Source organism: Pseudomonas sp. NFACC37-1, assembly GCF_900101575.1.
GTDB lineage: Bacteria > Pseudomonadota > Gammaproteobacteria > Pseudomonadales > Pseudomonadaceae > Aquipseudomonas > Aquipseudomonas fluorescens_AA.
The window spans coordinates 79,785-92,635 of sequence record NZ_FMUZ01000010.1 but is presented as its reverse complement, the minus strand read 5'-3'; the positions used below and the strand labels follow the sequence as shown (position 1 = coordinate 92,635).

Genomic DNA, 12,851 nt, shown 5'->3' with positions numbered 1-12,851 from the left:
CGCTTTATGATCAACGGGTTGGAATCTCCATTGAGAGGCCGCGCACTTTTATAGTGCGGCAAATGCCCCCAACCCGCTGCCCCCGCTTCATTGCGACGCAGGGGCGTCGCTTTCATGAGCATAGTCATGGAAAAACGAAGCGGCCTGGTCTGGATACAGTTAGGTACAAAACCTGGGGAAGTGATTGTGGTGTGTCAGCGGGTAAGATGTTGATCGTGCAGCCGCCATCGCGAGCAAGCTCGGCTCCCACAGGGACTCTCGGTTAGCTCACAGACATGAAAACGGCCGACACAAAGGTCAGCCGTTGCTGTGGTTGCGGTGAATGACTGTCAGGCCTGCAGGCGCCGGATCTCTTGCTTGACGCCCCAACCCTCGATAACCCCCCCCAAGGGTTCGACAACTGCCTCGAAGTCTTGCTCGAAGTCGCCAATATCATCGTAAGTGGCGTACATCACCCGGCTCAGTTCCAATGACCAAGCCCCGTCGTCCCGTGCACTGATCTGCGCGTTCAACGATTCGCCCCGAAAATGACCTGCCGCCCTGCGCGCCCGCTCCTCGTCCGGGAAAATGGCGTAGAACTCAATGGGATGGAATCGGGAAAAATCAAAACCGCCTTCTTTCATGCGGCGCAATACGCTGGTGCTGATGTCTTCTTGATAGGCTGTGCTCATGAAACGTCCTCCTAAAACCGATGGATAGACTTTCCGTCTTCCCGTGCGTGAAGCCTTCAGGCTGCAAGCGGTACGGCATCAAATGGCCGTCGGGACACAAGCATGTAGCTGACAAGACCGGACCTTGGCGATCCTTTCGCTGATCTCAATTGCAGAGTAGCCGCAAGTGGTGGCCACTGCCAAGCGAGACCAGGCAACGTTTCATGAAATCGGTGTAATGCTGAGGATTTCGATGCTGTTTTGGGACTTGAGGTTCTTGACTGTCGGGTCTTCGGTGCGGTCAACCAGGTCGTTGAGGTCCAACTGGCTGAGCACGGGTAGCAACCTTTCGCGGATCAGTTGGGCGGCCTGCTCCATGGTGGGCTTGTGGTCATAGTCGAACTGCTCGACGGTGGTTTCACCGTGATCGTCAATGAAAGTGATTTCCCACTTTTGCATCAGTGTCTCCTTGATCAATTCAGGGCAGGGCTTACCTTCATCTCGACATTGAGCGGCGGACAATCGTTCCGCTGGGTGCTTGGACGGCACACATGAAAAGACCGCCTCGGGGGCGGTCTGTTTTGTGCGGCCTTGGCCGATCACTTTTCGGCGCGTTCCTTCAGGGCTTTGAGGGTGTTGAACGGCGCATCCACCACGAACTTGTTCGCCAGCCAGGACGGCACGTCACCACCCGGTTCGGTGTGGACCTGATAAACGACTTCAATCTGGTCCGCGCCCTTTGGCGTGAACTTCCAGAAGCCGTCGACCTGGGCCACCCGTACGAAACCTTGCTCCTCAGGCAGGTATGTCGGCACACCCTTGAGCTTGCGGGTCAGGCTGCCGTCGGCCCCCTCCTCGGTGGTGACTTCCAGCACCGAGTCCCGTGGCGTCACCGGCCATGGCGTGTTGAACTGGGTATAAGTCCAGCTCTTGTCGCCTTCGTGCTTGAGCAGTTTCTGGCTCTTGCACTCATGAATCCAGGCGCAGGCGCCGGGAACGTCTTCCTGCAGGGCCCGCAGCTTGGCCATGGTGGTTTTCATCACCGTCACGCCGCGATAGGCCTTGTACTTGGAGCCCGCCACTTCACTGAGGGAAACCTTGATACCTTCCTTTTCCTTGGCAACCTGCCAGTCCTCTGCCTGGGCGGTGGCCGTCGCCAGCAACACGGTCAACCCACACAACACAGCCATACGATGCAGCGAACCCATAGTTTTTTCCTTATTGTCCAAGTTCGTTCATTTCGGATCTGTTCATTGACCCATTACGCTGCCGTGACTTGCTCCCACCAACCGATCAGGCGGATGGCCTCTTCACGGCTGCCGCCGCACACCTCAATGTCGGCTTCGAACGCCGAGCACACCGCCGGACGCTCGGGCTGGCCGAAGATCCGGCACAGGTTATCGACCGATAGTTGCACACAACGTTCTCCCGCCGGTTTGCCTTGGGGCATGCCAGGGATAGGTGAGCTGATGGAAGGGGCGATGCAACAGGCGCCACAGCCTTCACGGCACTTCATGACGGCAACAATCCTCGCGGCGGGTAATGATGAGTAACAGAAGACAGAGTAACGGCTAAAACACTCGTTTTAAATTACCGTCTGCGTGTTTTTTTGCCGTTGGCCAAATGACCGAACGGTCAGCGACGAGCTGCATGCCCTGTGGAAGGCTTACTGCTTGAATTCGAAATCCAGCGCTGCGCCTTCCACCTCGTTGCGCTCCTGATTGCGCAGCGGCAGTTGCATTTCATTGCTCAACAACCGGCCATTGAGCTGGAACGGTCCGGGTTTCTCTCCGAACATTGACGGCAAGAGCGGTTCGCGCTTGGGCGGCGCTACCTTACCTGGTGGCTGCAGCTCTTCGACCATGTCATGGGGCAGGCTCAGGTCCAGCTTGGCCGGAGGCAATGGCGTCTTGGCGACCTCACGGGCGGATTTGCTCTTGGAAGCAATGGGCGCACGCTTTTTTTTCTTCGCCGCAACCGCCTTTTTAGCGGACGGCTTCTTGGCCACTGAGGTTTTTTCCGGCGCATTCTTCGTGGCACTGACGACCGGTTTTTCCTGCGCCGGAGCCGCCAAGACGGCGCCTCCCATTTGGAAGGCACTGAACAGGCCGATCAAAACCCAGGCAACAGGAACATTGGCTCTCATAGACACAACGGCACTGACGGCAGAAAAGCCCATGCTCGCCTGATAATGAGGCGCTGACAAGCACATCAAGCTAAGCCGCTGATTTCTATAGAAACCCGTTGGCCGTTTCTTGGCACAATTGAGTCGCCAACAACCCCAGCGTCATCAAGGCCCGCTCTGCCTCACGGTTCCAGGGGGTACCGCAGTTCAAACGAATGCAGTGGTTGAACTGCTCGGTGTTACTGAAAATCAGCCCTGGCGCGATACTGATGCCTTGTTGCAATGCCCGCACATGCAACTCCTGGGTATTGACCCGTCCCGGCAGGCTGACCCACAGGATGAAACCGCCGTTGGGACGGCTCATTTGCGTGCCTTCGGGGAAGTGCTGTTGCACCGCCAGCTGAAAGGCGCTGAGGTTCTTGCGGTACTCCTGGCGGATATAGCGCAGGTGCCGGTCATAGCCGCCGTTTTCCAGGTAGGCGGCAATGCCCATCTGCGTAACGCTGCACGCCGAGTGAGTGCTGAAGGTCTGAAGCCGCTGGATTTCCTGCTGGAATTTCCCCGCGATCATCCAACCGATGCGCACACCCGGCGACAACGTCTTGGAAAAGCTCGAACAGTAGATGACCCGGTCCAGCCGATCGTAGGCCTTGAGGGCCTTGGTGCGCCCCTGCTCGAACATCAGCTCGCCATAGATATCGTCCTCGACGATCTGGATGTCGAAGTCCGACGCCAGGCGCAGCAGTTGCTTTTGCCGCTCCTCGGGCATGGTGCCGCCGAGGGGATTGCTCAGGCGCGTGGTCAGTACCAGCGCCTTGATCGACCACTGGTTGGCCGCCAACTGCAAGGCCTCCAGGCTCATGCCGGTGACCGGATCGCTGGGGATCTCGATGACCTTGAGGCCCAACAGATCCGCCAGTTGCAGCAAGCCGTAATAGGTCGGCGACTCGGCGGCGATCAAGTCCCCCGGCCGCGTCAACACCCGCAAGGACATCTGCAGCGCATCGACGCAACCGTGGGTGATCACCACCTCAGAAGGGTCCACCACGACACCGGCGTCACGCATGCGAATCGCCACTTGGCGCCGCAACGGCTCGAAGCCCGGGCTGAACATGTAGCTGAACGCCCGTGGGCTGTGGAAACGCGTGACCTTGGCCAATTGCTGATGCAGGGCCCGGACAGGCAGGTAGTCGACACTCGGCACCGCCGCGCCCAGGGGGAACACCCCTTCGCGGCGCGACTCGACCAATACCTGCTGGATGATGCTGCTGCGCGTCACCAGCCCCGGGCGCTCTACCCGGGCGATGTCCGGTGTCGGTGCCGTCAGGGCCGGTGTCTGGTGCACGTAGTAGCCCGATTGCGGCCGCGCGCGAATCAGCCCCTGATCTTCAAGGTTCGCGTAGGCCTGCAACACCGTGGCATGGCTGACGTTGAGCTGCGAACTCATCTTGCGCACCGAAGGCACGCGTTCACCGGGCTGATACACACCGCGCCGGATGTCTTCAGCCAGCTGTTGCGCAATACGTTGATAGAGCAGGAGGTTGGTCATGACGCAGCACTCGATTTCACGGGTATTTTATTCTTGTCGGAAACGATACCGGAACAGTTTAGAAGTGTACTGGGACAGTTGCCAGATTACTCGACAGTACAGTGGAGTGACAGCTCTAACTGTACTCATCCTGCATCGATTAAAGGGCTAAAAAAACCCGGCGCCTGCTACAGGGGCCGGGTTTTCCAGTGACGCAACCCTTAGCGGGCGGCGCCGAGCTGGCCTTTTTCGTCGGAGAACACAATTTCAACGCGACGGTTCTGGGCCCGGCCCCGCTCGGAAGCGTTGACGTCCACCGGGTACTCATCACCGTAGCCTTCGACCTGGATGCGCTTTTCATCAATCCCCAGGTCCACCAGCACATCCGCGACCGCTTGCGCGCGATCGCGAGAGAGCTTGAGGTTTTCCTGCTTACCGCCCGTGCTGTCGGTATACCCCTCGATACGCACCACGCGCTTGGGATTGAGCTGCAAGAACTGCACAATCTTGAGCACCACCCGGTTGGCCGAGTTCTTCAGTTCCGCTTCGCCGGTGTCGAACAGCACGTCGCCCAGGGTCATTACCAGGCCGCGATCGGTCTGGGTGGTCGCCATCGCCATGATCTGTTCTTCAAGCCATTTGCCTTGCTGCTGCACACTCAGCAACTTGGATTCGCGCAGGGCCAACTGCAGGCGCTGACGCTCCAGTTCAAGCTTCGCCGCGCGCTCTTCGTTGAGCACCTGATTGCTGTGCTCCCGGGCGATCGCACTGTAGCGCTGGCTCAGGTAGGCGTAATGTTGCACATCCTCGCCGCTGCCCCAGTAGCTGGACAAACGATCGGCACGGGCCAGGGACTCCCCGGCGCGGATCACATCCCGAGGCGCGGCACGCAATACGTTGGCGTCTTCCTTGACCTTCTGGAAATCGGTGCTGGCCTGCTCGAGCGCCGCTTCGCTGCGTTGGCCGGCGCAGCCATACAAGCTGGCCAGGCCGGCGAGGACCAGACCGCCCAATACGTGGGAGTGCTTCATTGGGCATCCTCCCTCAGCTGTTTGCGCAAGCGCTTGATGCGAGTGTCGAGCACGTTCAGTTGCTCCTGGCTCTTGAGGGTCAGCACCTTCGCTTCGGCCAGGCGGGCGTCGAGTTCAGCCTGTTCGGCCCGCATGCGCGCCTTCTTGTAGGATTCGTCGGCCATGTTGGATTTGGCTCGGGCGAATTTTTCTTCAGCCAGTTTCAATTCGGGCACTTCATCGGCGGTGGCGCCAACGGCCCGGGCTTGCTGCAGTGCCTGTTCGGTCAGGCGGATCTGTTCATTCGGCGCCGGATCGGCTGCGCAGCCCGCCAGAGCCAGAACGGCCAGGGCAGCGAAAAGAGGTCGAATAGTCACTAATGTTCCCTACTGTTTTGGGGCACTGACAGGCGGCTGCAACTGTGTTTTCCAGCGTTCGAGATTGCGCTGCAACACAGCCTCCGTCAGACCGGACGCGGCCAATTCTGTCATCTTTTGCGCCAGCTGTCCGCGTAACCATGGGTCATTGCAGGCGGAGTTATGGGAAACCGCGAGGAACAGCCCGGGTTTGTCCACCGGTTGCGGTGCGGCTTGCAGGTCGTTGGCCATGCCCAGTGTCTGCGCCATCGCCAGACCCGAATAGCGACCCGCCAGGATATATTCCACCTCTCCCAACAGCAATTTCTGAAAGGCCTGGGTCAGATTGGGCGTGCGCACCAGGGACAATTGCTGCTCGGCAAAAACGCCAAATCCCTGGGTCATTCGGGATTTTTCCGACAAGGCACCGGGGTGACCATGAAGGTCCCCGGGCTGGTTGATGACCAGCGTCGAGTCCTTGCGGGTCCAGACCAGGTAATCGTTTTCCAGCAAGGGCGGGTGGACGTAATCCAGCGCTTCAAGCCCCGTGCTGCTCAGTGGCGCGTCGGTGAGCAGGTCCATGCGCCCACTGCGCACTTCATCCAGTGCCTGGGCGCGCTTGCCAGCGTAAAGCAGCTCGATCTTGATCCCCAGTTCGCCTGCCACTTGTGCCAGCAGGTCTGCGCCAGCGCCGATCAGGTGCTTGGGGTCCTGAGGGTCTTGCCAGAGGTAAGGCGGTGCGTCCGGGCTGCCGGTGGCGATCAGGCGTTCACATTTGCCCAACGCCAAGACGTCCGAAGATACCGTGGACAAGCCTAACAGTAGCGACAGCGCAGCGATGTAAAACCTGTCCATCTTTAATTCCTGTGCAGATACCGGTTGGAAAGCGGATGTCGCTCCGACAGTTATGATCTCTGTTCCTAAAGGGAAATGTCACGGGTACGGGCAACTATCGAAAACTCGAGACCTCACCATAGGGTAAGACGCCAGTCAAATACAAAAATGAGTCGCTGCATCTCAGGGGCTAACCCGAAACTTAACGCAACACCGAAAACACCTCCACTAATTAACACTCATCTACCCTGTAGATTTACTGAGTGGTCAACCCGGATCACGACCGGTTCCGACGTACTGCAAACAACAAAAAACATGAGGAAAAGAAAATGAACAATTCCTACCTTGATGTTCGGGATTTCGGTGCTACTGGCGATGGCATCACTGACGATGCCCTCGCCTTTCAACGGTGCTCCGATGCAGCTTTCCTTGAGAACAAAACCATCTCGGCGACGGGCCGGTTTCTAATAAAACAGCAAGTCCTGATTTACACCAATCTAGATTTTGCCAACGCTCATTTGATCATGGACTCAGGCGGCCTGGCGATCATGGAACATCCGGAGCAACGCAAGCAGCGGAGTTTTTCTGTCGCCAAGGGTGACTTTGCTCCCACGCATCTGATTTATCTGGGCACAGATCTCAGCGGCACACTGCCCAGCGATATCATTGATGAATATGCCGAAAGTTTTGTCGTAGTGTCCAGTGACGATACTTATATTTTCCGCAATGGCGACAGAAATGCGCCTCAAAAGAAAAGTACGGTCACGCTCATGACCAAATACGGTCGATTGGTCTATCCGTTGAGCTTTGATTACTCCAGGTCTGCAACGGTAACGATTAAATTACGCAAGCTTCCGCAAAGCAGATTGCAGATCAAGGCTCCCTCCATAGAGGTCAAGGGACCGGTCACCTTCCCGATTTTTCAAATCAATCGAGACCTGGTAGACGTGATCGGCTTACGTTGTATCTGCAAGACTTTTGACGATACTTACTATGCGCTCACCCGTTGCAGCGACTGTTACGATGTCTCCTTTTACGGGGTCAATCTTCCTGGATACGGGTGGCCGGCTTATCAGCCAGGAATTTCCCCGAAAGCCATCTATGACGTGATTCTCAATGCATGTTTAAAAATGAGCTTCTCCAACATCTCCGGAAATACCGGCTGGAAAACGATTGACGGCAATAATGTTCGTAATGTCAGCGTCGTTGATTCCGAACTGGAAGCTTTCCACTGTCATTTCAATGCTCAAGACATTCAGGTCAGAAATTGCGTCTTTCATGGAAAAGGCTGCTCATTTGGAACAGGCAGCGATGACTCAGTCATCGAGATCCTCGATTGCAAGTTCATGACACGTTCCTGGAGCGCCCTGGGCATGCGCACCGACTATGGAGAACTACGAGGGACGCTGATCGTAGAGAACTGCACCTTTCAGTTCGTAGATAAAGCACAGACGCGAACAACGTGCATACTGGTCCTTGACGACAGCGCAATAAGACTGATGGATCAACCTGAAACCTACGCACTACCTTCGAATATTCTTATTAGAAATATAAAAATCTTCAGCAAACAGGCCTGCGAACTGATCAGTTTCCCCACTGAGGATCACTATAATAACCAACGCAAACTACTCCCTCCGAGAAATATCAATATCAGCGGCGTAGACGCCACGACAGCGCAAGGCGGTATCTCATTCGATTATGCCTTCCTTCCATTCAATGGTGCCGATTCCGACGTCGTCAATATCAGGCTTGAAAAAATAAGAATGCCACCATCGCGCGGTTTTATATTGCGCGTTGGCGCAGCGGACACTCGCCAGAGCAAAGTGCATTTTTGCCTGAAAGTGATCGATGTCGACGCAGTCTATGGCTTCTTGATGGGCAGCAGAAAATCGGAGATTCATATTCGCGACTCCAGCGCCAGCCGTCTCAGATGCTATTGGGGTGGGCACGCCCAGCTAAAAAGCTTGAGCCTCGAGAATGTGGTCGTGAAGTTTGGAAGCAACTACAACGATAACGATATTTCCCTGGACACCCCTCAAGTGGGATTCGTCAGTGTCGTTGACTGCGTCTTCGACGCGTCTGCCTATAAAGCGGCCACAGGGAACACCTTGAGCCTGGGTAGCTCAACCGCTCATCGATCGAGCAACAACGTTGCGATCGAATGCTACGGCAGCCATGACAATGAGAACTTCAATAGCCTCGGAAGAAAGCCAATTATCCCTGGCCTGGGACGCCCGTCGAACTACACGGTTGGGCCCGACGGTCTCCTGGTCAGAAACTGGCCCTGAGATCCACTACACGCCCCGTTGAACAGGCATAAAAAATCCAATGCCACGATCTGGCATCGGATTTTTCAGGGAGCCCAGCGTCTACTTGGACAAGCAGTAGCAAAGGCAAAAAACCGGGCTCCTTCCTGAAGTGAAGAGGCCGGATTAGACCAGCTTCTCCAGCTCAGGGATGGCTTCGAACAGGTCCGCTACCAAGCCATAGTCAGCCACCTGGAAGATCGGCGCTTCTTCGTCCTTGTTGATCGCAACGATCACCTTGGAGTCCTTCATGCCGGCCAGGTGCTGGATCGCGCCGGAGATACCGACAGCGATGTACAGCTGTGGCGCAACGATCTTGCCGGTCTGGCCGACCTGCATGTCGTTGGGTACGAAACCTGCGTCGACCGCCGCGCGGGAAGCGCCGACAGCAGCACCCAGCTTGTCGGCCAGGGCGTACAGATGCTTGAAGTTGTCACCGTTCTGCATGCCACGGCCGCCGGAAACGACGATCTTGGCAGCGGTCAGTTCAGGACGATCGGACTTGGCCAGTTCTTCGTTGACGAAGCTGGAGATGCCAGCGTCGTGGGCAGCGCCTACGGCTTCGATGGCAGCCGAGCCACCTTCGGCGGCCACCGGGTCGAAACCGGTGGCGCGGACGGTGATGACCTTGACCGATGCGTTCGATTGCACGGTGGCAATGGCGTTACCGGCGTAGATCGGACGCTTGAAGGTGTCGGCGCTTTCTACCGAGATGATCTCGGAGATCTGGTCGACGTCCAGCGCAGCGGCAACGCGCGGCAGGATGTTTTTGCCGTTGGAAGTGGCGGCTGCCAGGATGTGGCTGTAGCCCTTGCCCAACTCGGCTACCAGCGGTGCGATGTTCTCCGGCAACTGGTGTGCATAGGCGGCGTTGTCGGCCGACAGCACTTTTGCCACGCCAGCGATTTTCGCAGCGGCTTCGGCAACGGCGCTTGCGCCCTGCCCGGCCACCAGGACGTGCACATCGCCACCGATTTTGGCGGCAGCAGCAACGGTGTTCAGCGTGGCCGGAGCCAGCACCTTGTTATCGTGTTCGGCGATTACCAAGATAGTCATGTTTAGATTACCTTCGCTTCGTTTTTCAGTTTCTCGACCAGTTCAGCCACCGACTTGACCTTGATGCCCGCGCTGCGTGCAGCCGGCGCTTCGACTTTGAGGGTCTTGTTGGTGGAGGCGGTGGAAACGCCCAAAGCGTCAGGCGTCAGCACTTCAAGCGGCTTCTTCTTGGCTTTCATGATATTTGGCAGGGACGCGTAGCGCGGCTCGTTCAAACGCAGGTCAGTGGTGACGATGGCCGGCAGTTTCAGGGAAACGGTCTGCGCGCCGCCGTCGATCTCGCGCGTCACGGCAACGCTGTCGCCGGACACTTCGACTTTGGACGCGAAGGTGCCCTGACCGTAGCCGCTCAATGCCGCGAGCATCTGGCCGGTCTGGTTGTTGTCGCTGTCGATGGCTTGCTTGCCGAGGATCACCAGCGATGGCTGTTCCTTGTCGACAACGGCCTTGAGCAGCTTGGCCACGGCCAGGGAAGTCAGGTCTTCGGCGGATTCGACGAGGATGGCGCGATCGGCACCCAATGCCAGCGCGGTGCGCAGTTGTTCCTGGGCGGTGGTCGGGCCGATGGAGACGACGACGATTTCCGTTGCCACGCCCTTCTCTTTCAGGCGTACGGCTTCTTCCACGGCGATTTCGCAGAAAGGGTTCATCGACATCTTGACGTTGGCGAGGTCGACGCCGGAGTTGTCCGCCTTGACGCGAACCTTGACGTTATAGTCGACCACTCGTTTGACAGCTACAAGAACCTTCATGGATTCCTCGTTACTCTCCGGTGAAAAAAAGTCGCCTAGGCGAACCTGGCGGTTGATGCTCATGGGCGCAAGGGCACCTCTAAAAACGCCGGCATGAACCACACATGACCCTGCTCACGGAGTGAAGACCATTCGTCAGTGATGACCGATGAGTCATTCATTATCGCGGCGTGTAAACTGCGCCTCGGAACCGCGCAATACGTCACTTTGTGCTGCCTTCGCCCTGTCTTTAGAGGTGCTCTTGAAACCAACAGTCAGCCTACGGCGAGCGCAAAACCGCCCGTATCTTGACCGGAACACCTATTCCGGTCAATACGGCAAAATGGCCAGTCATAAGCCGTACGTCAGTGATTTATCTGGGCTGCGGCAATTTCAAACAAACGTTTGTATTGGACCCTGAGAGTGGTGTAGATATAATGCGCCGCTTAAGAGAGACCCGCGGTTCATCCATTGTCGCTTTCGTCGCTTTTCGCGAAGGAAACAACGGATGCAACGCCAAACCTCCAATTAGAAAAACTGTGAGCCTTGAGTAGGAGATAGCCTGTGGAACGCGAATACATGGAATTCGACGTGGTCATCGTCGGTGCCGGCCCCGCTGGCCTGTCTGCCGCTTGCCGACTGAAACAGAAGGCCGCCGAAGCCGGTAAGGAAATCAGCGTCTGCGTGGTCGAAAAAGGTTCCGAAGTCGGTGCGCACATCCTCTCCGGCGCGGTGTTCGAGCCCCGCGCCCTGAACGAACTGTTCCCGGACTGGAAAGAACTCGGCGCACCGCTGAATACGCCTGTCAAACGCGATGACATTTATGTCCTGAGAAACGCCGAGGCCGCGAGCAAAATCCCTGACTTCTTCGTGCCCAAGACCATGCACAACGAAGGCAATTATATTATTTCCCTGGGCAACCTGTGCCGCTGGCTGGCCCAGCAGGCCGAGAACCTGGGCGTGGAAATCTACCCGGGCTTCGCCGCCCAGGAAGCGCTGTTCGACGAAAACGGCGTGGTGCGCGGGATCATCACCGGCGACCTGGGTGTCGACCGTGAAGGTCACCCGAAGGAAGGCCTCTACACCCCCGGCATGGAGTTGCGTGGCAAATACACGCTGTTCGCCGAAGGCTGCCGTGGTCACATCGGCAAGCAGCTGATCAAGCGTTTCAACCTGGACAGCGAAGCCGATGCCCAGCACTACGGCATCGGCCTGAAGGAAATCTGGGAAATCGACCCGGCCAAGCATCAACCCGGCCTGGTGGTGCACACCGCTGGTTGGCCGCTGGACATCATGGGCACCGAGAACACCGGCGGCTCCTTCCTCTATCACCTGGAAAACAACCAGGTGGTGGTCGGCCTGATTATCGACCTGTCCTACAGCAACACCTTCCTTTCGCCGTTCGACGAGTTCCAGCGCCTCAAGCATCACCCGGTGCTCAAGCAGTACCTGGAAGGCGGCAAGCGCGTCAGCTACGGCGCCCGTGCCATCTGCAAGGGCGGCCTGAACTCGTTGCCGAAAATGGTCTTCAAGGGCGGCGCGCTGATCGGTTGCGACCTCGGCACCCTGAACTTCGCCAAGATCAAGGGCAGCCACACCGCCATGAAATCCGGCATGCTCGCCGCCGAGGCCGTGGCCGATCGCCTGTTCGCCGAGTCCGAAGGCGGTGATGAACTGACCGCCTACGTCGACAATTTCAAGAACAGTTGGCTGTACGAAGAACTGTTCGCCAGCCGCAACTTCGGTGCAGCGATCCACAAGTACGGCGCGATCGTCGGCGGTGGTTTCAACTGGCTCGACCAGAACATCTTCGGCGGAAAAATACCGTTCACCCTGCACGACAACAAGCCGGACTATGCCTGCCTCAAGCTGGCGGCCGATTGCAAGAAGATCGACTACCCGAAACCGGACGGCAAGCTCAGCTTCGACAAACTCAGCTCGGTGTTCATCTCCGGTACCAACCATGAAGAAGAACAACCCTGCCACCTGAAGCTGACCGACCCGAGCATCCCGATCGGCAAGAACCTGCCGCTGTACGACGAACCAGCCCAGCGCTACTGCCCGGCTGGCGTGTACGAAGTGGTGACCAAGGAAGACGGCGAGAAGCGCTTCCAGATCAACGCCCAGAACTGTGTGCACTGCAAGACCTGTGACATCAAGGATCCTGCGCAGAACATCACCTGGGTATCCCCGGAAGGCGCTGGCGGGCCGACTTACCCGAACATGTAAGCCGACACGCTGAACATCGAGGCTCC

At 57.5% G+C, this 12,851-nt stretch carries 13 protein-coding genes; 2 read left to right on the top strand and 11 right to left on the bottom strand.

The window, feature by feature from the left end; translation table 11 throughout:
* Window positions 1-329: 329 nt before the first annotated feature.
* The 9 genes from BLP82_RS13665 to BLP82_RS13625 form a co-directional block, all read right to left on the bottom strand.
* Window positions 330-671, bottom strand: coding sequence for a ribonuclease E inhibitor RraB (locus BLP82_RS13665; RefSeq protein ID WP_003179463.1), 342 nt, complete (start codon window positions 669-671; stop codon window positions 330-332).
* A gap of 201 nt (window positions 672-872) precedes the next feature.
* Window positions 873-1,109: a hypothetical protein gene (locus BLP82_RS13660; protein ID WP_072406264.1), complete on the bottom strand. Its 237-nt coding sequence runs from the start codon at window positions 1,107-1,109 to the stop codon at window positions 873-875.
* A gap of 140 nt (window positions 1,110-1,249) precedes the next feature.
* The gene (locus BLP82_RS13655; RefSeq protein WP_092168574.1) at window positions 1,250-1,858 is read right to left on the bottom strand and encodes an START domain-containing protein; all 609 of its coding nucleotides are present in this window, start codon (window positions 1,856-1,858) and stop codon (window positions 1,250-1,252) included.
* Window positions 1,859-1,911: 53 nt separating this feature from the next.
* On the bottom strand, window positions 1,912-2,166 hold the full coding sequence (locus BLP82_RS13650; RefSeq protein WP_060741261.1) for a YkgJ family cysteine cluster protein: 255 nt from the start codon (window positions 2,164-2,166) through the stop codon (window positions 1,912-1,914).
* 150 nt (window positions 2,167-2,316) lie between these two features.
* Window positions 2,317-2,796: a translation initiation factor 2 gene (locus BLP82_RS13645; RefSeq protein WP_092168747.1), complete on the bottom strand. Its 480-nt coding sequence runs from the start codon at window positions 2,794-2,796 to the stop codon at window positions 2,317-2,319.
* Window positions 2,797-2,881: 85 nt separating this feature from the next.
* Window positions 2,882-4,324, bottom strand: coding sequence for an aminotransferase-like domain-containing protein (locus tag BLP82_RS13640; RefSeq protein WP_092168571.1), 1,443 nt, complete (start codon window positions 4,322-4,324; stop codon window positions 2,882-2,884).
* 200 nt (window positions 4,325-4,524) lie between these two features.
* Entirely contained in the window at window positions 4,525-5,334 is an 810-nt protein-coding gene (locus BLP82_RS13635; protein WP_014339473.1) for an OmpA family protein, read from the bottom strand.
* Entirely contained in the window at window positions 5,331-5,690 is a 360-nt protein-coding gene (locus BLP82_RS13630; RefSeq protein WP_072406275.1) for a DUF4398 domain-containing protein, read from the bottom strand. Before BLP82_RS13630 ends, BLP82_RS13635 begins: the two co-directional genes overlap by 4 nt.
* A 9-nt stretch (window positions 5,691-5,699) precedes the next feature.
* Entirely contained in the window at window positions 5,700-6,524 is an 825-nt protein-coding gene (locus BLP82_RS13625) for a substrate-binding periplasmic protein (RefSeq protein WP_092168568.1), read from the bottom strand.
* Between the two features lie 308 nt (window positions 6,525-6,832).
* On the opposite strand from BLP82_RS13625, the gene BLP82_RS13620 reads away from it, so the two are divergent.
* Complete coding sequence (locus BLP82_RS13620) at window positions 6,833-8,791, top strand: hypothetical protein (protein WP_092168565.1); 1,959 nt, start codon at window positions 6,833-6,835, stop codon at window positions 8,789-8,791.
* 144 nt (window positions 8,792-8,935) lie between these two features.
* Here BLP82_RS13620 and BLP82_RS13615 read toward each other — a convergent pair whose 3' ends face one another.
* Together BLP82_RS13615 and BLP82_RS13610 are read right to left on the bottom strand one after the other, a co-directional pair.
* Entirely contained in the window at window positions 8,936-9,865 is a 930-nt protein-coding gene (locus tag BLP82_RS13615; protein ID WP_072406279.1) for an electron transfer flavoprotein subunit alpha/FixB family protein, read from the bottom strand.
* Window positions 9,866-9,867: 2 nt separating this feature from the next.
* A complete protein-coding gene (locus BLP82_RS13610; RefSeq protein WP_014339477.1) occupies window positions 9,868-10,617 on the bottom strand; it encodes an electron transfer flavoprotein subunit beta/FixA family protein in 750 nt (249 codons plus the stop codon).
* A gap of 543 nt (window positions 10,618-11,160) precedes the next feature.
* Here BLP82_RS13610 and BLP82_RS13605 point away from each other — a divergent pair.
* The gene (locus tag BLP82_RS13605) at window positions 11,161-12,825 is read left to right on the top strand and encodes an electron transfer flavoprotein-ubiquinone oxidoreductase (RefSeq protein ID WP_092168562.1); all 1,665 of its coding nucleotides are present in this window, start codon (window positions 11,161-11,163) and stop codon (window positions 12,823-12,825) included.
* Window positions 12,826-12,851 lie beyond the last annotated feature (26 nt).

What these genes read in the sequence shown, in the direction of transcription:
- BLP82_RS13640 (WP_092168571.1), bottom strand. Translation starts at nt 4,324, where the DNA reads ATGACCAACCTCCTGCTCTATCAACGTATTGCGCAACAGCTGGCTGAA.
- BLP82_RS13665 (WP_003179463.1), bottom strand. Translation starts at nt 671, where the DNA reads ATGAGCACAGCCTATCAAGAAGACATCAGCACCAGCGTATTGCGCCGC.
- BLP82_RS13660 (WP_072406264.1), bottom strand. Translation starts at nt 1,109, where the DNA reads ATGCAAAAGTGGGAAATCACTTTCATTGACGATCACGGTGAAACCACC.
- BLP82_RS13610 (WP_014339477.1), bottom strand. Translation starts at nt 10,617, where the DNA reads ATGAAGGTTCTTGTAGCTGTCAAACGAGTGGTCGACTATAACGTCAAG.
- BLP82_RS13615 (WP_072406279.1), bottom strand. Translation starts at nt 9,865, where the DNA reads ATGACTATCTTGGTAATCGCCGAACACGATAACAAGGTGCTGGCTCCG.
- BLP82_RS13655 (WP_092168574.1), bottom strand. Translation starts at nt 1,858, where the DNA reads ATGGGTTCGCTGCATCGTATGGCTGTGTTGTGTGGGTTGACCGTGTTG.
- BLP82_RS13635 (WP_014339473.1), bottom strand. Translation starts at nt 5,334, where the DNA reads ATGAAGCACTCCCACGTATTGGGCGGTCTGGTCCTCGCCGGCCTGGCC.
- BLP82_RS13645 (WP_092168747.1), bottom strand. Translation starts at nt 2,796, where the DNA reads ATGAGAGCCAATGTTCCTGTTGCCTGGGTTTTGATCGGCCTGTTCAGT.
- BLP82_RS13625 (WP_092168568.1), bottom strand. Translation starts at nt 6,524, where the DNA reads ATGGACAGGTTTTACATCGCTGCGCTGTCGCTACTGTTAGGCTTGTCC.
- BLP82_RS13620 (WP_092168565.1), top strand. Translation starts at nt 6,833, where the DNA reads ATGAACAATTCCTACCTTGATGTTCGGGATTTCGGTGCTACTGGCGAT.
- BLP82_RS13650 (WP_060741261.1), bottom strand. Translation starts at nt 2,166, where the DNA reads ATGAAGTGCCGTGAAGGCTGTGGCGCCTGTTGCATCGCCCCTTCCATC.